Origin of the sequence: Planomonospora antibiotica (assembly GCF_014647955.1) — a bacterium.
GTDB lineage: Bacteria > Actinomycetota > Actinomycetes > Streptosporangiales > Streptosporangiaceae > Planomonospora > Planomonospora parontospora.
Map to the genome: position 1 here is coordinate 160,471 of NZ_BMQE01000003.1, position 20,785 is coordinate 181,255.

The window sequence follows — 20,785 nt, forward strand, 5'->3', positions numbered from 1 at the left end:
CGCTCATGAGGGGCTTCTACGAGATCGCCGCCGCCGACCCCGCCCGCGCCGCCGTCCTGGGAAGCACCGCTCCCGGCCGCGACGCCGCGCCGGTGACGTACGGCGACCTGCACGACCGGGTCAACCGCGTCTCCCACGGGCTGCTCGCCCGCGGCGTCACCCCCGGCGACACCGTGGTGACGGTCCTGCCCAACGGCGTCGACGCGATCACGATGATGCTCGCGACCTACCAGATCGGCGCCTACCTCGTCCCGGTGAACTGGCACTACACCGCCGAGGAGATCGGCTACATCATCACCGACTGCGCGGCCCGCGTCGTGGTCGGCTGCGAGCGGCACGCCGACGCCGTACCCGGCGGCTACGAGGAGGTCGCCGCGCTCGCCGCCGATCGTCCCGCCACCCCGCCCGCCGAGCGCCGGGCCGGGTCGATGATGCTCTACACCTCGGGCACCACCGGCAGGCCCAAGGGCGTGCGCAAGCGGCTGATCGAGGTCACCCCCGAGGAGCTCTTCCCCATCCTGGTCCGCAAGAGCTGGCGCCACTTCCGGCTGCCGCCCGACGGCGTCCACCTGGTCCTGTCGCAGCTCTACCACTCCGCCCCGTACGGCCAGGCCATGATGGCGCTGCAGTACGGCCACTCGCTCGTGCTGACGGAGCGGTTCGACGCCGAGGAGGTCCTGGAGCTGGTCGAGCGGCACCGGGTGACGAACACGTTCATGGTGCCGACCATGTTCCACCGGCTCCTGGCCCTGCCCGCCGAGGTCCGGGGGAAGTACGACCTGTCGTCCCTGACGCACCTCTACCACGGGGCCGCCCCCTGCCCGCCCGCCACCAAGCAGGCGATGATCGACTGGCTCGGCCCGGTGCTCTGGGAGTACTACGGCTCGACCGAGGCCGCCGCGGTCACCATGGTCTCCTCCGCGGAGTGGCTGGCCAGGCCGGGCACGGTCGGCCGGGCGGTCGAGGGCATGCGGTTCTCCATCGTCGGCGAGGACGGCGAGGAGCTGCCCCCCGGAGAACCCGGCCTCGTCTACATCGGCGGCATCAACCGGTTCGAGTACCACCGGGACCCGGCCAAGACCGCCTCGTCGATGCTCGGCCGCCTCTACACCGCCGGCGACATCGGCTACCTCGACTCCGACGGTTACCTGTTCCTCTGCGACCGGCGGACCGACCTGATCATCTCGGGCGGGGTGAACATCTACCCCGCCGAGGTGGAGGCGGTGCTCCTGGAGCACCCCGCGGTGGCGGACGTCGCGGTGATCGGCGTGCCGGACCCGGAGTGGGGGCACAAGGTCGTCGCCCTCGTCCAGCCCGCGCCCGGCGCCGAGCCCGGCCCGGACCTGACCGCCGGCCTGCTGGCCCACTGCGCCGGCCGGCTCGCCAGGCTCAAGCACCCGCGGCTGATCGAGTATCGCGAGCGGCTCCCCCGCACGCCCACCGGCAAGCTCAGCCGCACCGGCGTGCGCGAGGCGTACCTGTCGTCCTGACCGGCCCTCCGGGCCTTCCGGGTCTCCCCGCCCGACGGGCGACGGGACCGCGGCCCGACCGGCGACGGGACCGCGGCCCGACCGGCGACGGGATCGTAATCTTTTCCCATGGTCCGGGAAGGTAAGCCCGCATGGAGAGACTCGCGCATCTCGCACTGCTCGCCGCCGTCGCGGTGACGCTCGGCGGCTGCAGCGCGGACATCGGCGCCCGGCCCGCCGGAAGCCCCGCAAACCCAGCCGCCACCGCCTCCCCCGTTTCCCCCGCCGCCCCCGGGGGCGAGCCCGCGGCACTGGAGGCCGCCTACGAGAAGGTCATCGGCGACGTGCTCCCGTCCATCGTGCAGATCAACACGAGGACCGGGCTGGGCTCAGGTGTCGTCTACGACACCGCGGGCCACATCGTCACCAACGCCCACGTGATCGGTGAGGCCGAGCAGTTCGAGGTCACCCTGGCCAGCGGCGGCGCCCCCCGGCCCGCCCGGCTGGTCGAGGCCTTCGAACTCGGCGACCTGGCCGTGATCAAGGTGGACGACCCCACCGGTCTCACCCCGGCGAAGTTCGGCGACTCCGGGAAACTCCGGGTCGGCCAGATCGTGCTGGCGATGGGCAACCCGCTCGGCCTGTCCGGCAGCGTGACCAACGGCATCGTCTCCGCGCTGGGCCGCACGGTCAGCGAACCCCAGACGCAGGGCTCGCCCGGCGCCACGATCACCAACGCCGTCCAGACCTCCGCCGCGATCAACCCGGGCAACAGCGGCGGCGCCCTGGTCAACCTGGCGGGCGAGGTCATCGGCATCCCCACCCTCGCCGCCACCAACCCCGAACTCGGCGGCGGCGCGGCCCCGGGCATCGGCTTCGCGATCCCGTCCAACACCGTGACCGACATCGCCGGTCAGATCATCAAGGGCGGCAAGGTCGTCAACACCCGCCGGGCCGCGCTCGGCGTCTCGGTGCAGACCGTGGTCGGCGGCCGGGGCGGCGCGGTGGGCGTCGGCGTCATGCGGGTGACCGAGGGCGGCGGCGCCGAGCGGGCCGGCATCGAGCCGGGCGACGTGATCGTCTCGGTCAACGGCACCGAGACCCCGACCACGCAGGCGCTCTCCGAGGTGCTCGCCACCCTCAAGCCGGGTGACGAGGCGAAGGTGGGACTCCTGCGCCCCGACGGCTCCACCCCGACCGTCGCCGTCACCCTGGGCGAGCTCTCCGAGGAATGACCCCTCACCCGTGCCTGCCGACCGGGAGGGTGCCGGTCCCGGAGCCACCGCCGCCGAAGCAGGAGGACAGCGGAGCAGGAGGACAGCGGAGCCTCAGCCCTCCCGGCGGGCCAGGAGGCCGTTGAGCTCGCCGAACTCGACCCCTCCGGCCAGCGCCGTGCAGGTGCCCTCCTCGTACAGCTCCCGCGCCGCCCGCCGGGCGAGGCCGTAGGCGGCCGCGGCGAGGTCCGCGCCCGCGCTGACCCGCGCGACGCCGAGGGCGGCCAGCTCTCCGACGGGCGGCGCGCCCGGTCCGCAGGGGACGTTCAGCGGCAGGCCCACCCCCTTGACCAGGGCGGCGATCGTGCCGGAGTCGGGCGCGCCGATGACGAAGATCCCGCTGGCCCCGGCGTCCCGGTAGGCGGCGGCGCGCTCCAGCGTCTCCGCCAGGCGTGCCTCCGGCTCTCCGGCGCCGCGCAGATAGACGTCCACCCGGGCGTTGATGTAGAAGGGCACGCCCGCGGCGTCGGCCGCCGCGCGGGCCGCGGCGATCCGGGCGGCCTGCTCCCCGGCCGGCCGCAGCACCGGGGCGACCCCGTCCCGGACCGTGTCCTCGATGTTGACCCCCACCGCGCCCGCCTCGATCACGCCTCGGACGGTCTCGGCGAGCGCCTCGGGCGTCTCGCCGAACCCGCTCTCGATGTCGGCGGTGACGGGCACCCGCACCGCGGCGGCGATCCGCGCGACGAGGTCGAGGGCGCGGTCCCGGTCGAGCCGGTCGCCGTCGGGGGCGCCGAGGCTCCACGCCACCCCGGCGCTGGTGGTGGCGACCGCCTCCGCACCCGCCTCCTCCACGAGCAGGGCGCTGGCGACGTCCCAGGCGTTGGCGAGGACCAGCGGGCGGCCGTCCCGAGTGTGCAGCGAGTGGAAAAGGTCGGCCTTGTCGCGAAGATTCATCATGGTCATCAGTAAACCAGTGTGATCCTGCGGCTTCCGGACACGCCCGGCGGCCGCCACGGCACGGGCCTTCCTGTGCCTTCCACGGCCCCGCGGAGCACCACGGCACCGGGCCCGCCGGTGCCTCCCGTACCGCCGGGCCCGGCGAGGCCGTCTCAGCGGTCCCGCAGGAGGTGCCGCTCCAGGAAGTCGCCGGAGAACTTCCCGGCCGGGTCGTACCCGCGCACCAGGTTCAGGAAGTCCGGCAGCCGCTCGTAGCGGGACCGCAGGACGGCGGGCGGGGTGGCGAAGAGCTTCCCCCAGTGGGGCCTGGCCTCGAAGGGCTCCAGGACCTCCTCCAGCAGCCCGATCACCGGGAGCACCGCAGGGGTGTCCTTGACCCAGGTGAAGTGCACCGCGACCGTGTCCCGCCGGTAGGACGGGCTCATCCACAGCTCGTCGGCGGCGACGGTGCGGATCTCCGAGACCTGCAGGACCGGGGCGATCCGGTCGCGGACCCGGTCCAGCGCGCGCAGTGCCGCGACGGCGTGCCGCCGGGGCAGCAGGTACTCCGACTGCAGCTCCTCCCCGCTGCTCGGGGTGAAGTCCGGCCGGAAGTGCGGCAGGCGCTCGAACCACGGTCCCGGCACGCCCAGCTGCTCGGTGCAGTGGACGGCGGACATGCCGGGCACGGGGTGGCGCGGGCCGTCCGCGGGCCGCGCGCCGTACAGGTCGGGCAGGTCTTCCCCGGCTCGCGCGTCTTCCGGGGCGATCCGGTGCTTGACCCACACCTGGTCGACCAGCGGGCCGCTCCAGCGGGTGAACAGGCTCACGCTGTACGCGCCGGAGACGATCGCGTCGAAGTGGTCGTCCAGCGCCTCGAACGGCAGTCCCTCGTAGACGTACTGCCGCACGCCGAAGGCGGGCACGACGTCCAGCGTCATCGCGACGACCACGCCCAGGGCGCCCAGGCCCACGACCGCCCCGCGGAACCGGTCGCCGTCCACGTCCTGGGAGAGGGTCACGAGATCGCCGTCCGCGGTGACCAGCTCGAGCGCGGAGACCGCCGTGGCGAGGTTGCCGTTGGCGTCGCCGGAGCCGTGGGTCGCCGTGGCGCAGGAGCCGGCGACGGAGATGTGCGGCAGGGAGGCGAGGTTGGGCAGGGCGTACCCCGCCTCGTGCAGGCGGCGGCCCAGCTCGGCGTAGCGCACGCTCGCGGCGACCCGCACCGTCCCGGTCCCGGCGTCCGTCTCCACCTCGGGCGGCAGGCCGGCGAGCGAGACCAGGTCGCCGGGCGAGTCGGCGATGTCGTTGAACGAGTGCCCCGTGCCCAGGGCGCGGATCCGCGCGCTCCGCGCGACCAGGGCCCGCAGTTCCGGGACGGAGGACGGGCGGTGGACCCGTCCGGCGCGGAAGGCGATGTTGCCCGCCCAGTTCGTCGCTGTCTTGGTCATCCTGCGGCCCCTTCCGGATCCGGCGGGAACGGCGCGTCCCGGCCCTCCGCCTCGCACCCTAGAGCCGGCGCACCCCCGGCCGATCACCGCCCCCGCACCTCCGGCTTCCGTCGGGCGTCCGGTTTCGTTCCGCCGCCCTCTACGAGGCCACCGGCCGCGCCACCACGCCTCTCAGCGTTCCGGTCCGAGAAGCGCACGGTCACGCGGACGCGGCGACGGCGCATGGAGTGTTCCTCCGCCCCACCCCCACTCCCGAAAAAGAGTGCCACCTGATAGCACCATGTAGCACATAAGGCGTAGAGTCGGTGCATGAGCATGCCGGAACCCAGCAGCGCATCTGAGATATCGCAGCGCGACCTGCGTAATCGTTCAGCGGAGATCATGGACGCCCTTGAACGCGGCGAGCGGTTCGCCGTGACCCGGAACGGTCATCACATCGGCGACCTGGTTCCCATCCGCCGACGGCGACGCGCCGTCTCCCGCGCCGAGTTCGCCGCCATGTCACGGGGCATGCCGCGCCTCGACGACCGGAAGTTCCGCGCGGACATGGACCGTCACGTCAACGACGACCTCTACGACCCCTACGATCGCGCCTACGGCAGGAGCGAGTTCTCCGAGGAGCAGCGGTGACCCATCCGCTGGGACTGCTCGACACCAACATCCTCATCCTGCGGGCGGACATCGACCCCGACGAACTGCCCGACGAGATGATGATCAGTGCGATAACGACGGCGGAGCTCTCCGTCGGGGTGCTGGTGGCCGACGGACCACAGGAACTCGCCCAGCGGATGAAGATCCTGCAGGGTGCCGAAGCCGAGTTCGATCCTCTGCCGTTCGACGACACCGCCGCCCGCGAGTACGGCCAGCTCTGGATCTCCGTCGTCGCCTCGGGCCGCAAACCTCGCCCTCGGACCGCGGACCTGATGATCGCCTGCGTCGCCATCGCGAACCGGTTGCCGCTCTACACCTGCAATCCTGGAGATTTCAAAGGCCTCGACCATCTCCTCACCGTGGTTCCCGTGACCCGCCCGAGAAGTGAACCCGCGTGACGGGATGCCACATCGCCCGGCCTGCGGAGAGACGGCGGTGCGCAGCCGTACCGCGTCCGGGAAAGCCGAAGGGCGGCCGGTCGGCGAGGTCGCCGGCCGACCGCCCTTCGGCGATCTGCTCCGCACGTTTCGAATGCGGAGCGGGGGTGGAGGTGGCGGGAATCGAACCCGCGTCCTTCAACTCCAAGACAGGGCTTCTCCGGGTGCAGCCTGCTGTGCTTTTCTCAGCCCCGGCGATCACGCAGGCAAGACGCCGACGGGCTCAGCCACTGTTAGATTTCCCGCTCGACCCCGTGGCCGGGTCTCGCGGTTGAGCCTCCTAGCGATGCCGGCTCCGGGCCGGAGGCGCTCCCGGGCCGACAGAAGCCACTCGCTGCTTAGGCGGCGAGGGCCAGGTTGCCCTGGCTCTTGACTTCGGAGTGCGTCTTATTGGCACTTATTCGTCGCGGTCACAGGATTAACGAGGTTATGTCCGCAGTCCTCGACCCGCTTCTCCTGACTTGCAAAGCCAAAGTCGAAACCAGTCACCCCCCTGTTGAGTTGTCAACCCGCTCCCCACGAGGAGGGGCGGACCATCCGAAGATACCGGTTACAACACCGTCCGCGCCAACCGGATTCCCTCCGGCCGGACGGACCTTCGTCCGGGACGTCTTCGGAAGCCGTCGGGTACAACGCCTCCCGCACCCGCCGCATTCCCACCGCGTCCCTCCAGGACGGGGGAACGGCGAGGCCCCGGAGGCGCGGCGTGTCGCACGCGCCCCCGGGGCCGACCGGCAGGGTCGAGCCGGTCATGACGGCAGGGCCTCCCCCGAGACGAAGCCCTGATCTCATCACGGCGACTGAGTCCGCAACCCCCCGAGCGGTGCTCAGTCACTGGGGAGGACGCACGCGGAGCCCCGGATGGTTGCTCGCGGTGACGAATCTTCTTCCCGGTTCTCCCTCGGCCCGCATCCCGGTCGGGACCCGCATCCCGGTCGGGGCTCACATCCCGGCGCGCAGGTTCCGGAAGAACCGGCCGGCGGCGACCGCCCCGGCCGTGGAGTCCGAGCTCTGCACGAGCGCCGCCACGGCCACGTCCCCCTGCCAGCCGACGAACCACGACAGCTGCTTGCCGTCGGCGGACGCGGCGGCGGTGACGCCGTGGACCGGGTCACCCGGCGCCGCGGCCGCGCGGGCGGACCCCGAGGTCACGCCGGCGCGCATGAGGGAGCGGAGGGTGGCGGCCGTCTCCTCGTCGAGGTCGATCGGGGGGACCGGCCGGGGCGCCTCGGTCTCGTCGGACGGGTCCTGCGTCGCCGGCTCCTTGACCAGGACCGGCGGATGCCAGGTGCCGGAGGCCATCGCCCCCGCGACCAGCGCCATGGACAGCGGGCTGACCGAGACGTTCTGCCCGGCCAGGGCCCTGGCCGTGGCCGCGTCGCTCTTCAGCGGCTGCACCTTCCCGCTGAAGGACTTCAGCGGGAGCGTCCACGGCACGCCGATGCCGAACTTCGCGGCGGCGGCCGTCAGCGCGGTGCCGTCCACCCTGCGGGCGAGCGAGGCCAGGGCCGTGACGCACCCGCCGGCGAAGCTGGCCTGGATCGTCGGGGTGCCGCCGGCGGGCGCGCCAGCCTGCCGGAAGCGGATCCCGCCCACGGTCCGCTCGGCGGGGCAGTCGAGTTTCTGCTCCAGGTCGACCCGGGACTTGAGCAGCCCCTCCACGGCCATGACGGAGAACGCGGTCCCCGCGGGGAACTCCCCGGCGAAGGCGTGCTTCTCCTGGTGGTACTCCTTGGTGCTCCCCACGGCCAGCACCTCGCCGGTCGAACCCTGGACCGCGACCAGCATGCCCGGGCCGGTCGCGGCCAGCGCGGTGTCGGCGGCGGTCTGGGTCTTCCGGTCGAGCGTGGTGCGCACCGGCGAGGCCGTACGGCCGGGCCGCCACTTGGCGAGCTCGGCGACGGGCTCCAGCGTCTTGAGGTCCACGGTGATGACGCTGGTCTCCGTCGAGCCGGTCAGGTGCTCCTGGTAGGCCTTCTGCAGCCCGCTCCTGCCGACGGTGTCCCCGGCGCGCTGCGGGCCGCCGAGCTGCTGCTCGGTCTCCGGCGTGACCGCGGTGACGGTGCCGACGATCTGCGTGGGCGCGTCCGGCGCGACGGACGCCTCGCGCACGGAGAACTTCAGGCCCTCGATGGCCTCCAGCTCCGAGCGGAGCTGGGCGAAGCGGAGCCGGCCGAAGGTGACCAGCGGCAGCTCCTCGCTGGGCGGGGCCGAGCGGATCCGGCTGAGCAACCGGTCCTGGGGGAAGCCGGTCACCTCGGCCAGCCGCTCGCAGAGCCCGGCCGCGTCCTGCAGCCTGGCCGGGGTGACGCTGGCCACGTGCAGGTTGGCGGGCTGCTGCAGCGGGTCGTTGTTGCGGTCCACGATCGGCTGGCGGTCCTCCGGATCGGTGTCCACCGCGAAACGCTGGCCCTCGCGCAGCTCGGGGTGGAGCACGGCCGGCGACCAGCGCACCTTCCACCGGCCGTCCACCAGGCGGAGCGGGAGCCTGCCGTCGTACTCCCACAGGGGGTTGTTCTCCCCCAGGTCCACCTCGGCCTCGAAGGCCGCCTCGGCCTCGTCCCCGGTCCGGCGGACCCCCTTGAGCCCGAAGCGGAAGGAGGCCGCGTCGAGCTGGATCCGGACGTCCTCCAGCGCCTGGCGCACCTTCTTCTCGTCGCCGTCGGTACGGCGGGCGGCCATCGCGTAGTCGCCGGTCTGCCAGCCGACCAGGAAGTCGCGGACCGCGTCGTGGGCCGACGGCTCCTCGAAGCACCCGGACAGCATGGGGGCCGTCACCGCCAGCGTGAGCGCCGCCGTCACGGCCCTGCGAGCCCTCCCCGTCACGGTCACCGGTTCCGGTGCCTGACCGCGCGGGCCATCTCCCGCTTGGCCTGCTTCTCGGCCAGCGTCTGCCGCTTGTCCCAGTCCTTCTTGCCGCGCGCGAGACCCAGCTCGACCTTGGCCCGGCCGTCCTTGAAGTAGAGGGAGAGCGGGACCAGGGTCAGGCCGCCCTCCTTCGTCTTGGCGACCAGCTTGTCGATCTCCTTGCGGTGCAGCAGCAGCTTGCGGGTGCGCCGCGCCGCGTGGTTGGTCCACGTCCCCATGGTGTACTCCGGGATGTGGATGTTGATCAGCCACGCCTCGCCGTCCTTGACGGTGGCGTATCCGTCGACGAGGGAGGCGCGGCCCAGTCGCAGCGACTTCACTTCGGTGCCCTGCAGCACGAGGCCGGCCTCGTAGGTGTCCTCGATGTGGTAGTCGTGCCGGGCACGCTTGTTCTGGGCGATGACCTTCCGCCCGGTCTCACGTGGCATGCCTGGAGCCTACCGGGATGCCTTACACACGGAGGTAACGGCGGAGCGTGACGAAGGAGGCGAAGACACAGATGAGCACGCCGATGATCATCGTGAGGCTGATCGCCGAGGCGACGGTCTCCCAGGAGAGCTGGGCGGTCCCGCCGAGGTAGAGCTGCACGCTGTCGAAGAGGAACACCTTGCTGACGATCAGCAGGACCGCCGCGATCACGCCGCCGATCAGGCCGGCGATGACGCCCTCCATGACGAACGGGAGCTGGATGTAGAGGTTCGAGGCGCCGACCAGCCGCATGATGCCCGTCTCACGGCGGCGGTTGTAGGCCGACAGCCGGACGGTGTTGCCGATCAGCAGGGCGGCCGCGAAGACCAGGGTGATCGCGATCGTCAGCGCCGCCCAGCGGAGCTTCTCCAGCAGGCCGAAGAACTTCTCCAGGATCTCCTTCTGGTTGATCACGTTGGAGACCCCGGGGGCGCCCTGCAGCCCCTCGATCACCGCGCCGTACTCCTCGGGGTTCTTGAGCTTGACCCGGAAGGACTCGGGCATGTCCTCGACCTGGATCGCCGAGATCAGCACGTTGTTGCTGGCGTTCTGCGCCTTGAAGTTCTCGTAGGCCTTGGCGGCGTCCTCGAACTCGACGCGCTCGACCTGCGGCATGGCCTCGATCGTCGCCTTCAGCGCCGCCTGCTCCTGCGCGTCGACGCCGCCGCTGCCCTTGCACTGGGGGAAGGGGTCGTTCTTCTTGCACAGGAAGACCGAGACCTCGACCTTGTCGAACCAGGAGTCCTTCATGCCGGAGATCTGGGAGTTGATCATCAGACCGACGCCCAGCAGCGCCATGCCGATCGCCACGGTCACGATGACCGCGATGGTCATCGTGAGGTTGCGGCGGAGGCCGATCCAGACCTCGGAGAAGATGAAGTTTGCCCGCATGCTCTTCCTGTCGCTGTCGCTTTCCGGGTTCCGGGACGTCCTGGGACTCAGTACGCCTGGCCGTACACGCCACGCGACTGGTCACGGACGATCTTGCCGTCCTCCAGTTCCACCACGCGTTTGCGCATGGAGTCGACGATGGCCGCGTCGTGCGTGGCCATGACGACCGTGGTGCCCGTCCGGTTGATCCGGTCGAGGACCTTCATGATGCCGATGCTCGTCGCCGGGTCGATGTTCCCGGTCGGCTCGTCGGCCAGGAGGATCATCGGCCGGTTGACGAACGCGCGGGCCATCGCGACCCGCTGCTGCTCGCCGCCGGACAGCTCGTCGGGCATCCGGTGGGCCTTGCCCTCCAGGCCGACGAGCTCGACGACCTCGGGCACGACCTTGCGGATGAACCGCCGCGGCTTGCCGATGACCTCCAGCGCGAACGCGACGTTCTCGTACACGTTCTTGTTCGGCAGGAGCCGGAAGTCCTGGAAGACGCAGCCGATCCGGCGGCGCAGGTGCGGGACCTTGAAGTTCGACAGCCGGGCGAGGTCCTTCCCGGCGACGTGGATCGCCCCGGAGTTGGGGCGCTCCTCCTTCAGGATCAGTCGGAGGAAAGTCGACTTCCCGGACCCCGAGGGGCCGACGAGGAACACGAACTCACCCTTGTCGACGTCGACGCTGACGTGGTCCAACGCGGGGCGGTTCTGGTTCGCGTAGACCTTGGTGACATTATCAAAATGGATCACGGGCGCATCACGGCATGCCAGTCTAGGGGTTAGGACGGTCGCGGTAGTGGCAGAGGTCCACTTTCCGCCTCTCGCCGGCCGGGGGGCGCCGATCTTTACCTGGGTCGACGTTCCGGTTGGCCGGAGCCCAGTCTAGGGGGAAGACCGGCATGGAAGGTCCATAACGGAAACAAAACGATTCGGCGCCCGGTAACGACCGCATAAAGTGGTTCCGACTCCGAAGGGGAGGACCCCATGAGCTGTGACGACCTGGTCTGCGCGCGGTGCGCCCATCCCGTCGCCGAGGGCCGCTGCCCTCTGTGCCGGGCCAACCGCGACCGGATGCACCAGGCGGGCCTGGGCGGGATGACCCCGGCGATGGTCTCGCTGGCGCTGATCGTGCTCTTCTTCCTGACCCTGGTGCTGGAGCACCTGGCGAAGGGCTGAGCGCCCGGGGGCCTCCCGGCCCGCCGGGACCGCCCGGACCCGGTCTAGGCGTCGGTGCCCGCCTCCTGGCGGCGCAGCCAGCGGATCTCCGACTCGATGAACCCGTCGATGTCCCCGTCGAGCACCGAGCCCGGGTTGCCCGCCTCGGTGCCCGTCCGCAGGTCCTTCACGATCTGGTACGGGTGCAGCACGTAGTTGCGGATCTGGGTGCCCCACGAGGTGGTGGACTCGCCCCGGATCTCGTTGAGCGCCGCCGCCTCCTCCTGCCGCTTGCGCTCCAGCAGCTTGGACTGCAGGACGGCCATGGCGGTCGCCTTGTTCTGCAGCTGGGAGCGCTCGTTCTGGCAGGAGACCACGATGCCGGTGGGCAGGTGGGTCAGGCGCACCGCGGAGTCGGTGGTGTTGACGCCCTGCCCGCCGGGGCCCGAGGAGCGGTAGACGTCGACCCGCAGGTCGTCCTCGTTGATGTCGATGTGGTCGGTCGTCTCGACGACGGGGACCACGTCCACGCCCGCGAAGGAGGTCTGCCTGCGGCCCTGGTTGTCGAACGGGCTGATCCGGACCAGCCGGTGGGTGCCGTGCTCGCCGCGGAGCGTGCCGTAGGCGTAGGGCGCCTTGACCGTGAAGGTCGTCGACTTGATCCCGGCCTCCTCGGCGTAGGAGGTCTCGTAGACCTCCGTCGGGTAGCCCTTGCGCTCGGCCCAGCGGAGGTACATCCGCTGGAGCATCTGCGCCCAGTCGGCGGCGTCCACGCCGCCGGCCTGGGACTGGATGGTGACGACCGCCTCGCGCGCGTCGTACTCGCCCGAGAGCAGGGTGCGGACCTCCAGGGCGCCGATGTCGCCCCTGAGGGACTCCAGCTCGCGGCCGGCCTCCTCCAGGGTGTCGGCGTCGTCCTCGGCCGCGGCGAGCTCGTAGAGCACCACCAGGTCCTCCAGGCGCCGCCCCAGGGACTCGATCCTGTTGACCTCGCCCTGCATGTAGGACAGCTTGCTGGTGACCTTCTGGGCCCGCTCCTGGTCGTTCCACAGGTCGGGCGCGGCGGCCTGCTCCTCCAGCTCCTCGATCTGCTTGCGCATCGCGTCGAGGTCCAGCACGTCCTGGATGCTTCTCAGCGTGCCGGTAAGCTCGTTGATCTCTTCTGCCGGATCGATGACTGCCACGTCTGTAAAGGGTACGCGACCACCGCACCCCGTTGTGTACGGCACGGTTGTGCACGGCACGAGCCCTCACGACCGGACAGGCCATAGCATGGGCGCCGCGACGGGGACCATCGGGAGGTTGGCGTGCGGGGACACGGGCGACGAGGGGTGCTCGCACTGGCCCTGGCCCTGGCCGTGGCGTCCGCGGCGGCCTGCTCCGGGTCCGGCGACGCCGCCCCCTCCCCGAGCGCCTCGGCCGGCGGCACCGCCCCCGCGCCGACGCCCTCCGTGCGCCCGCAGGTCACGCTGGAGGAGGCGGGCCGGGCGCTGCGGGACATCCTCTCCGCCGACGAGGTCCTCGGTTCGGCCGCGCCGCGTCTGCTGGCCGACCGGCACCACCTGCTCAAGCAGGCGCGCGACGGGCACCTGGCGCTCGCCCAGGCCGCCTACGACAGCGCGGAGGCCGAGGGCGGGGACCCGCCCCGCTACACCTGGGGCGAGCCGCGGCTGCTGGTCCCCCGCCTGGCGCGGGGGCCCGTCTGGTTCGCCGCCGTGGTGGACCGCCGGGACGCCGCCGGGCGCGCCCGCCCCGCCGTGCTGACGGTGGTACGGCAGGGCGCGGACGACTGGCAGGTCAGCTCCCTGTCGCTGCTGGACGACGCGCTCCCCGAGGTCGCCCTGGACGCCGAGGGGTACGCCACCGCCCTGGCCGAGGACGACATGACCGTGGCGATCAGCCCCCGGCTGATGGCGCCGCTCCACGCGACCACGGCCGAGGAGGGGGCGGCGGGGTTCTCCGCCGGGCTGATCGCCGAGGGCCCGCACACCACCGCCCACGCGGCCGAGATCGCCGCCGCGCGCACGGAGGAGAAGCGGGACGGCTGCCTCGGCTACGACTCGATCTTCGCCGCGGCCGGCTACCCGGTCCACGCGCTGCGCACCGGGGACGGCGGGGCCCTGGTGATGTACTCCCTGGTCAGGACGACGACCAGGACGATCAAGGTCGATCCCTGCGCGCCGTACATCGCGGTCCCCCGGCAGGCGCGGGGGCTGACCACCGAGCCCTACGCCCGCAAGGAGCTGCGCACCGTGGAGACGCAGCAGTACGTGAGCGTGGTCCCGGCGAAGGAGAGCGGCGAGCCGGCCAGGGTGGTCGGCTACCTCGGCGGCATCACCAAGGTCTTCGTGTCCTGACGTCCCCGCCGGTCCCTCGGGGACGCGGCGGCCCGGGGGACCGGCACGCGCGGGCCCGGCCCGCCCGGTCCCCGGGGTGTCCGCTCCCCGGGGACCGGGCGGGGGCTCAGGCCTCCGCGTGCGGCAGGCCGGTGGAGGCGACCAGCGTCCGGACCGCGCGCAGCGCCACCGAGAGCGTCGCCAGGTCGAAGTCGTCGCTCTCCCAGATCTCCGAGAGCGTCTGCCGGGCCCGGGCGACCGCGGCCGAGTTCACCTCGCTCCAGCGGGCGAGCCTCTCCTCGGGCGACAGCCCGGACTCGCTGCCCATCAGCACGCCCCGGGTGAGCGCGGCGTGCGCGGCGTAGAGGTCGTCGCGGAGCGCGGCGCGCGCCATGGAGTTCCACCGGTCGTCCCTGGGCAGCGCGATGACGCGCTCCCGGAGCCCGGCCAGGCGGAGCCGGTCGGCGAGGTCGAAGTAGACCTCGGCGGCCTCGTCCACCGGGCGGCCGGTGCTCGTGGCGATCTCCACCAGGTCGAAGGTGGAGTAGGCCGGGACCATCGCGGCGACCCGCTCGGCCAGGTCGTCGGGGACCCCGCGGGCGATGAAGGAGTCCCTGCGGTCCTCGAACGCCGCCAGGTCGGAGCCGGTCAGCAGCTTGGGCAGGTGCGGGAGCAGGCCGTTCATGCCCTTGGTGAAGTAGCCCACCGTGGAGGCCAGGTCCAGCGGCGGGCGGCGGTTGCCGAGCAGCCAGCGGGTGCCGCGCTCGCACAGCTTGCGCGCCTCCAGCTCCATCGCGAGCTGGGTGGAGACGTCCACCTTGTTCTCCAGCTCCTCGACCGCCCGCCAGAGGCTCGGCAGGTCGAAGACCTCCCGGGTGACGAGGTAGGCGCGGGCGATGTCCGGGGCGGACGCGCCGCTCTCCTCGCCCACCCGGAACATGAAAGTGGTGCCGCTGGAGTTGACCAGGTCGTTCACCACGCAGGTGGTGATGATCTCCCTGCGGAGCGGGTGGTCGTCCATGAAGGGGCGGAACCGCGTCCGCAGCGCCGACGGGAAGTAGGAGACCAGCCAGGACGCCAGGTAGGGGTCGTCGGGCAGGTCGGAGCCGAGGATCTGGGCGTCCACCACCAGCTTGGTGTAGGCCAGCAGCACGGAGAACTCCGGCGCGGTCAGGCCGAGCCCGGCCTGGCGCCGCTCGGCGAGCGCCTTGTCCGACGGCAGGAACTCCAGCTCCCGGCTGACCAGCCCGTCCCGCTCCAGCCGGCGCAGGTAGCGCGCGTGGATGTGCAGCATCTCCGGCGCCTGCGCGCGGGCCGCGGCCAGCACCACGTTCTGGTCGTAGTTGTCGCGCAGGACCAGTTCGGCGACCTCGTCGGTCATGTCGAGGAAGAGCTGGTTGCGCTGCTTGTCGGTGAGCTCGCCGTCGCGGACCACCCGGTCCAGCAGGATCTTGATGTTCACCTCGTGGTCGGAGGTGTCCACGCCCGCGGAGTTGTCGATGAAGTCGGTGTTGACCAGCCCGCCGCCCAGGGCGTACTCGATCCGGGCGAGCTGGGTCAGGCCCAGGTTGCCGCCCTCGCCGACCACCTTGCAGCGCAGCTCGGCGGCGTCGATCCGCAGGCCGTCGTTGGCCTTGTCGCCGACGTCGGCGTGCGACTCCGACGACGCCTTGACGTAGGTCCCGATGCCGCCGTTCCACAGCAGGTCCACCGGGGCCTTGAGGATCGCGCCGATCAGGTCGTTGGGCGCCATGGCGGCGATCCCGTCGGGGATGCCGAGCGCGGCGCGCGCCTGCGGCGAGATCGGGATCGACTTGGCCGTGCGCGGCCAGACGCCGCCGCCCGCGGAGATCAGCTCGGGCGAGTAGTCCTCCCACGAGCTGCGCGGCAGCGCGAACAGCCGGGAGCGCTCGGCGAAGCCGCGGGCGGCGTCGGGGTGCGGGTCGATGAAGACGTGCCGGTGGTCGAAGGCGGCGACCAGCCGGATGTGCTGGGAGAGCAGCATGCCGTTGCCGAACACGTCGCCCGACATGTCGCCGATGCCGACGACGGTGAAGTCGGCGGCCTGCACGTCCACGCCGAGGGTGCGGAAGTGGTACTTCACCGACTCCCAGGCGCCGCGGGCGGTGATGCCCATGCCCTTGTGGTCGTAGCCGACCGAGCCGCCGGAGGCGAAGGCGTCGCCCAGCCAGAAGCCGTACTCCTTGGCGACCCCGTTGGCGATGTCGGAGAAGGTCGCGGTGCCCTTGTCGGCGGCCACCACCAGGTAGGTGTCGTCGCCGTCGTGCCGGACCGTGTCGGCGGGCGGGGCCACCTGGCCGTCGACGAGGTTGTCGGTGAGGTCGAGCAGGCCGGAGATGAACATCCGGTAGCAGGCGACGCCCTCGGCCTGCAGGTCCTCCCGCCGGCCGGACTTCGGCGGGTTCTTGACCACGAAGCCGCCCTTGGAGCCGGTGGGCACGATCACGGTGTTCTTCACCATCTGCGCCTTGACCAGGCCCAGGACCTCGGTGCGGAAGTCCTCCATCCGGTCCGACCAGCGCAGGCCGCCGCGGGCGACCTTCCCGAAGCGCAGGTGCACGCCCTCGACCCGGGGCGAGTAGACGAAGACCTCGATCTTCGGCCGGGGCAGCGGCAGCACGCCGATCGAGGGCGAGTCGAGCTTCACCGCGATGTACGGCTTGCGCTCCCCGTCCACCCGCTGGAAGTAGTTGGTCCGCAGCGTGGCCTGGATCATCTCCAGGTAGGCCCGGAGGATCCGGTCCTCGTCCAGGGAGGCGACGTCGTCCAGCGCGCCGAGGATCTCCTCGTGCAGCGCGGCGGCCAGGTCCTGGCGGGCCTCCTCCGGGCGGGCCGGGTCGAGCCGGGCCTCGAACAGGCCGACCAGCAGGCGGGCGAGCCGTACGTTGCCCTGCAGCACGCGCTCGATGTAGTCCTGGCTGAAGGCGGTCCCGGCCTGGCGCAGGTACTTGGCGTAGACCCGCAGGATCTCGGCCTGCTCCCAGGTGAGGCCCGCGGTCAGGACGAGCGCGTTGAAGCCGTCGCTCTCCACCCGGCCCCGCCACAGCGCGTCGAACGCGTCCTGGAAGAGCCGCTTGAAGACGTCCCGGTCCACCTCCGGCGAGGGGGTGTAGCGCAGGCCGAAGTCGTAGATCCAGGCGTCCTTCGTCGCCGGGTCGTTGTCGAGGTCGATCTCGTAGGGCCGCTCGTCGACCACCTCGACGCCCATCCGCTGGAGCAGCGGGAGCACCTGCGACAGGGAGATCGGCCGGCCGATCCGGTAGAGCTTGAACCGGCGCTCGCCCTCGGGCGCGTCGTACGGCTCGTAGAGGTTCATCCCGATCGCGTCGGACGGCTCCGGCGCGCCCGAGGCCGTCGAGGTCCCCGACGACGCCGCCAGGGCCTCCAGCCGGCGCAGGTCCGCCACCGCCATCCGGGGCGGGAAGTCCGCCTTGTAGCCCTCGGGGAAGGCCGAGGCGTAGCGGCGGACGAGGCGGGGCGCCTCGGCCTCCGAGCTCAGGTCGGTGATGGCCGCGGCCAGGTCGTCCTCCCAGGAGCGGGTGGCGGCGGCCAGCACGGCCTCCAGCTCCCCCACGTCGACGGAGTCGGCCCCCAGCGCCCGGCCCCGCTCCCCGCGGACGACGACGTGCAGCCGGGCGAGGGCCGACTCGCCGATCATCGCGCTGTAGTCGAGGGAGGCGCCGCCGAGCGCCTTGAGGAGGATCTCCTGCATCCTGATGCGGATCTTGGTGGTGTAGCGGTCGCGCGGCAGGTAGATCAGGCAGGAGACGTAGCGGCCGTAGTCGTCCGGGCGCAGGAAGACCTTGACCTGCTTGCGCTCGCGGAGCCGGAGCACGCCGAGCGCGATCGGCAGGAGCTGCTGCACCGACGTCTGGAAGAGCTCGTCGCGGGGGTAGGTCTCCAGGATCTCGATGAGGTCCTTGCCGTCGTGGCTCTCGGCGGAGAACCCGGCCAGGTCGAGGATCTCGGCCAGCTTGCGGCGGAGCACCGGGATGCGGGCGACCGACTCGTTGTAGGCCGCGTGGGTGAACAGGCCGAGGAACCGGCGCTCGCCGACGACCTCCCCCGCCGCGTCGAAGAGCTTGACGCCGACGTAGTCCAGGTAGGCCGGACGGTGCACGGTGGCGCGGCTGTTGGCCTTGGTGACGATCAGCATGTGCTGCTTCTCGCGGGCCTTGGCCCTCAGCTCGGGCGGGAGCGCGGCGAAGCTGCCCGAGCCCGCCTTGTCGTGCCGGAGGATGCCCAGCCCGGTCCCGGGCACCGCGTGCAGCTCGTCGCCCTGCTCGCCGCGCTCCAGGCGGTACTCGCGGTAGCCGAGGAAGGTGAAGTGCCCGTCCGCGAGCCAGCGCATCAGCTCCAGGCTGTCCTCGACCCCGGCGGGGTCGAGCGGCGGCGGGTTCACCGAGACGTCCTCGGCGGTCCGCACGGCCAGCGCCCGCATCTTCGGGAAGTCCTCGACGGCGTAGCGCACGTCCGACAGGACCCGCTGCAGGTCGGTCTCGAGCCGCCGGAGCACGGCGGGGTCGGTCTGCCGGTCGATCTCGAAGTGCATCCAGGACTCGACGAGCATCTGCCCGGTGACGTCCTCCTCGCCGGAGCCGAGGAGCCTGCCCGTCATGTCCCTGCGCACCCGCATCTGCGGGTGGATGATCAGGTGGGTGCCGATGTCGTGGCGGTTCAGCTCCATCGTCACCGAGTCGACCAGGAAGGACATGTCGTCGGTGACCACCTCGACGACCGAGCGGCCGGGGTCCCAGCCGTGCTCCTCCAGGTTCGGCGTGTAGGCCCGCACCAGGGCCCGGCCCTGGGGGCGCCGCTCGGCGAGCTGGCGGTGGGCCGTCGCGGGGCCGTACACGTTGACCGGGTCGCGGTCCAGCAGGTCCTCCGGCGCGACGTGCCGGTAGTAGAGCCGCAGGAAGGCGAGCGCCTCCTCGGCGCTCCCGCAGTCGCCGCCGGGTGTGTGCGCACAGCTCGCGGCGGCACTCCTCAGCAGCTCGTCTTTGGCCTCTTCGAGCGGCATGTCGCTCTCACTCCTTTGTGAGGGGTATTGCTCATTTTTGACCGGATCTACACCAGATCCGCGGCGCCGTACAGGTGCCCGTACAAGGGGAAATGATGCTCGGTCCACGGGCACGGCGGTGACCATCCGCGCCGGTCATCGTCGACCGGTGCGCGGCACCGTTCCTGATACCACCCGAAAAGTTGCGAAACGTCAACGTGACGACCGGTCACCGTCACCCGGCCGCCACCGCTTCGCCGCCCCGCCGCCGGCTCCCCGGCGGGGCGGGCGGAATCAGAGCGCCGGCCGTCCCCGCGCGTTCTCCGCTCCCCGGTCCGCCCGATATACCGTCCCCGCCATCCGATATGTCGGCGCGAAAACCAGCCCATTGGAAACTTGCCGCAGCCGACCGGCAAACGCGTGGTCAGATGCGAGATCGGCGCCGCTTCCGTCAGTAGCATCGAGAAGCTCGCAGGGGCCGAGGTTCTCGCATTCGGAGAAGACCTGCATCCATTGCGGTCGAGGCATTCCGGAAATCACCGGCAGGCCTTCCGCGAGATCGGCGCGATATTCGCGGTGTCAAAATGGAACCGCCGAGTTGGGGGAAGCTTGACTGAATTCAGGCCGGTCGCGGAAAGACAATTCGAATACGGAGGCACCGATGTCCGCGACCACCAGGGATGACCACCTGTCCGGCGGGGCGGCCGGGACCGGCGGGGGCGGGGCGGCCTCCCCGTCCGGACCGGCCGTACGGCCTCCCACCGGCCCGGAGAGCGGTACCGGCGCCCCGGACACCATGCGGTACCGGCTCCCCACCCGGCGGGGCCGGCGGTCGCGCCGCGGCGCGCGGCCCACGATCGTGCTCGGCACCGGGCGGCACGCCCGGCGGCTCGCCTCGGTCCTGCTCGACCATCCGGAGCACGGGCTGGCGCCCATCGGCTTCGTCGACGACGGGCCGGGAGCGGGACGCGCGGCGGAGCAGGCGCCGGGCCGGCTGTGGGGGCAGGCGCCTGCCCGGGCGTCGGGGCAGGCGTCCGACCGGCCCGAGCGGTTCGCCGCGGCACTGCGGGAGCACCGCGTCCGCGCGGTGATCGTCGCCTCGGACCCCGCCCCCGGGGCGGACACCCCCGTGCTGGCCCGCATCGCCAGGGACTTCGGCTGCGAGGTCTTCCTCGCGCCGGAGCCGGGAGGCCTGCTCACCGACTTCCTGCCCCCGCACGACCACGTCCGGGGCTTCCCCCTGCTGCGGATGCGCCCCGTCCCCCAGACGCGGCCGTCCTGGCCGCTGAAGCGGCTCCTGGACGTCGCCCTCGCCCTCACCGGCCTGGTGGTCACCGCTCCGCTGCTCGCCCTGTGCGCCCTGGCGGTGCGCTGCGAGGGCGGGCCCGGCGTGCTGTTCCGGCAGAGCCGGGTCGGGCTGGGCGGCCGCCGCTTCGAGATGCTCAAGCTGCGCACGCTCCACCCCTCCGGCCCCCGCGAGTCCGAGACGCGCTGGAGCATCGCCGGCGACGAGCGCGTCGGCCGGGTCGGCCGGCTGCTGCGCAGGACCTCGCTGGACGAGCTGCCCCAGCTCTGGAACGTGCTGCGGGGCGACATGAGCATCGTCGGCCCCCGGCCCGAGCGCCCCTTCTTCGTCGACCAGTTCTCCCGCTCCCTGCCGCACTACGAGAGCCGCCACCGCGTCCCCGCCGGGATCACCGGGTGGGCGCAGGTCCACGGCCTGCGGGGGGACACCTCCATCGAGGACCGTGCCCGCCTTGACAACCACTACATCGACGGCTGGACCCTCCGGTCCGACATCAAGATCATCATCCGCACCGTCGGATCCGTGCTCCGGCCCAGTGGAGGCTAGGGAGGCGGGCCCGCACCGCGCCCCCGGTCCGCACGGCGCCCCCGGTC

15 protein-coding genes and 1 other RNA gene are annotated in these 20,785 nt (G+C 71.9%); 7 read left to right on the forward strand and 9 right to left on the reverse strand.

Annotation, left to right across the window (positions count from 1 at the left end; all coding sequences use genetic code 11):
• Positions 1–5 precede the first annotated feature (5 nt).
• Positions 6–1,490 carry an AMP-binding protein gene (locus tag IEZ06_RS03995; RefSeq protein ID WP_189235270.1) on the forward strand — a complete coding sequence of 495 codons (1,485 nt, stop codon included), beginning with the start codon at positions 6–8 and terminating at the stop codon, positions 1,488–1,490.
• Between the two features lie 131 nt (positions 1,491–1,621).
• On the forward strand, positions 1,622–2,704 hold the full coding sequence (locus IEZ06_RS04000) for a S1C family serine protease (RefSeq protein ID WP_189235271.1): 1,083 nt from the start codon (positions 1,622–1,624) through the stop codon (positions 2,702–2,704).
• 93 nt (positions 2,705–2,797) lie between these two features.
• Here the strand turns inward: IEZ06_RS04000 and IEZ06_RS04005 are convergent, their stop codons facing one another.
• Together IEZ06_RS04005 and IEZ06_RS04010 are read right to left on the reverse strand one after the other, a co-directional pair.
• Positions 2,798–3,643, reverse strand: a complete 846-nt coding sequence (locus IEZ06_RS04005) for an isocitrate lyase/PEP mutase family protein (protein ID WP_189235272.1) — start codon at positions 3,641–3,643, stop codon at positions 2,798–2,800.
• A 152-nt stretch (positions 3,644–3,795) separates the two neighbouring features.
• Positions 3,796–5,073, reverse strand: a complete 1,278-nt coding sequence (locus IEZ06_RS04010; RefSeq protein ID WP_189235273.1) for a D-arabinono-1,4-lactone oxidase — start codon at positions 5,071–5,073, stop codon at positions 3,796–3,798.
• A 309-nt stretch (positions 5,074–5,382) separates the two neighbouring features.
• Between IEZ06_RS04010 and IEZ06_RS04015 the strand changes: the two genes are divergently transcribed.
• Both IEZ06_RS04015 and IEZ06_RS04020 read left to right on the forward strand, forming a co-directional pair.
• Positions 5,383–5,703 (forward strand): type II toxin-antitoxin system Phd/YefM family antitoxin, encoded by a 321-nt coding sequence (locus IEZ06_RS04015; protein ID WP_203871800.1) that lies wholly within the window; start codon positions 5,383–5,385, stop codon positions 5,701–5,703.
• On the forward strand, positions 5,700–6,122 hold the full coding sequence (locus IEZ06_RS04020; RefSeq protein WP_189235274.1) for a type II toxin-antitoxin system VapC family toxin: 423 nt from the start codon (positions 5,700–5,702) through the stop codon (positions 6,120–6,122). The genes IEZ06_RS04015 and IEZ06_RS04020 overlap by 4 nt, the downstream gene beginning before the upstream one ends.
• Before the next feature lie 144 nt (positions 6,123–6,266).
• Here the strand turns inward: IEZ06_RS04020 and ssrA are convergent.
• From ssrA to ftsE, 5 genes are all read right to left on the reverse strand, one after another.
• Positions 6,267–6,654: a transfer-messenger RNA gene (gene ssrA, locus IEZ06_RS04025) on the reverse strand.
• Between the two features lie 449 nt (positions 6,655–7,103).
• Positions 7,104–8,963 carry a penicillin-binding transpeptidase domain-containing protein gene (locus tag IEZ06_RS04030; RefSeq protein ID WP_229797761.1) on the reverse strand — a complete coding sequence of 620 codons (1,860 nt, stop codon included), beginning with the start codon at positions 8,961–8,963 and terminating at the stop codon, positions 7,104–7,106.
• Positions 8,964–8,989: 26 nt separating this feature from the next.
• Positions 8,990–9,457: an SsrA-binding protein SmpB gene (smpB, locus tag IEZ06_RS04035; RefSeq protein ID WP_068894618.1), complete on the reverse strand. Its 468-nt coding sequence runs from the start codon at positions 9,455–9,457 to the stop codon at positions 8,990–8,992.
• 22 nt (positions 9,458–9,479) lie between these two features.
• Positions 9,480–10,388 (reverse strand): permease-like cell division protein FtsX, encoded by a 909-nt coding sequence (gene ftsX, locus IEZ06_RS04040; protein WP_189235275.1) that lies wholly within the window; start codon positions 10,386–10,388, stop codon positions 9,480–9,482.
• Between the two features lie 47 nt (positions 10,389–10,435).
• Positions 10,436–11,125 carry a cell division ATP-binding protein FtsE gene (ftsE, locus tag IEZ06_RS04045; protein ID WP_043620538.1) on the reverse strand — a complete coding sequence of 230 codons (690 nt, stop codon included), beginning with the start codon at positions 11,123–11,125 and terminating at the stop codon, positions 10,436–10,438.
• 234 nt (positions 11,126–11,359) lie between these two features.
• Between ftsE and IEZ06_RS04050 the strand changes: the two genes are divergently transcribed.
• Positions 11,360–11,551 (forward strand): hypothetical protein, encoded by a 192-nt coding sequence (locus tag IEZ06_RS04050; RefSeq protein ID WP_068894616.1) that lies wholly within the window; start codon positions 11,360–11,362, stop codon positions 11,549–11,551.
• Positions 11,552–11,595: 44 nt separating this feature from the next.
• Here the strand turns inward: IEZ06_RS04050 and prfB are convergent, their stop codons facing one another.
• Positions 11,596–12,714, reverse strand: a complete 1,119-nt coding sequence (prfB, locus tag IEZ06_RS04055) for a peptide chain release factor 2 (protein WP_189235276.1) — start codon at positions 12,712–12,714, stop codon at positions 11,596–11,598.
• Positions 12,715–12,837: 123 nt separating this feature from the next.
• Here prfB and IEZ06_RS04060 point away from each other — a divergent pair, with 123 nt between their 5' ends.
• A complete protein-coding gene (locus IEZ06_RS04060; protein WP_189235277.1) occupies positions 12,838–13,887 on the forward strand; it encodes a DUF8094 domain-containing protein in 1,050 nt (349 codons plus the stop codon).
• Between the two features lie 106 nt (positions 13,888–13,993).
• Here the strand turns inward: IEZ06_RS04060 and IEZ06_RS04065 are convergent, their stop codons facing one another.
• The gene (locus IEZ06_RS04065; RefSeq protein WP_189235278.1) at positions 13,994–18,907 is read right to left on the reverse strand and encodes an NAD-glutamate dehydrogenase; all 4,914 of its coding nucleotides are present in this window, start codon (positions 18,905–18,907) and stop codon (positions 13,994–13,996) included.
• Between the two features lie 640 nt (positions 18,908–19,547).
• On the opposite strand from IEZ06_RS04065, the gene IEZ06_RS04070 reads away from it, so the two are divergent.
• Positions 19,548–20,738 carry a sugar transferase gene (locus IEZ06_RS04070; protein ID WP_189235279.1) on the forward strand — a complete coding sequence of 397 codons (1,191 nt, stop codon included), beginning with the start codon at positions 19,548–19,550 and terminating at the stop codon, positions 20,736–20,738.
• Positions 20,739–20,785 lie beyond the last annotated feature (47 nt).

Coding starts and splice junctions, on each gene's coding strand:
- IEZ06_RS04050 (WP_068894616.1), top strand. CDS start 11,360: ATGAGCTGTGACGACCTGGTCTGCGCGCGGTGCGCCCATCCCGTCGCC.
- IEZ06_RS04065 (WP_189235278.1), bottom strand. CDS start 18,907: ATGCCGCTCGAAGAGGCCAAAGACGAGCTGCTGAGGAGTGCCGCCGCG.
- IEZ06_RS04005 (WP_189235272.1), bottom strand. CDS start 3,643: ATGATGAATCTTCGCGACAAGGCCGACCTTTTCCACTCGCTGCACACT.
- IEZ06_RS04015 (WP_203871800.1), top strand. CDS start 5,383: ATGAGCATGCCGGAACCCAGCAGCGCATCTGAGATATCGCAGCGCGAC.
- IEZ06_RS04000 (WP_189235271.1), top strand. CDS start 1,622: ATGGAGAGACTCGCGCATCTCGCACTGCTCGCCGCCGTCGCGGTGACG.
- IEZ06_RS04010 (WP_189235273.1), bottom strand. CDS start 5,073: ATGACCAAGACAGCGACGAACTGGGCGGGCAACATCGCCTTCCGCGCC.
- IEZ06_RS04070 (WP_189235279.1), top strand. CDS start 19,548: ATGTCCGCGACCACCAGGGATGACCACCTGTCCGGCGGGGCGGCCGGG.
- ftsX (WP_189235275.1), bottom strand. CDS start 10,388: ATGCGGGCAAACTTCATCTTCTCCGAGGTCTGGATCGGCCTCCGCCGC.
- smpB (WP_068894618.1), bottom strand. CDS start 9,457: ATGCCACGTGAGACCGGGCGGAAGGTCATCGCCCAGAACAAGCGTGCC.
- IEZ06_RS03995 (WP_189235270.1), top strand. CDS start 6: ATGAGGGGCTTCTACGAGATCGCCGCCGCCGACCCCGCCCGCGCCGCC.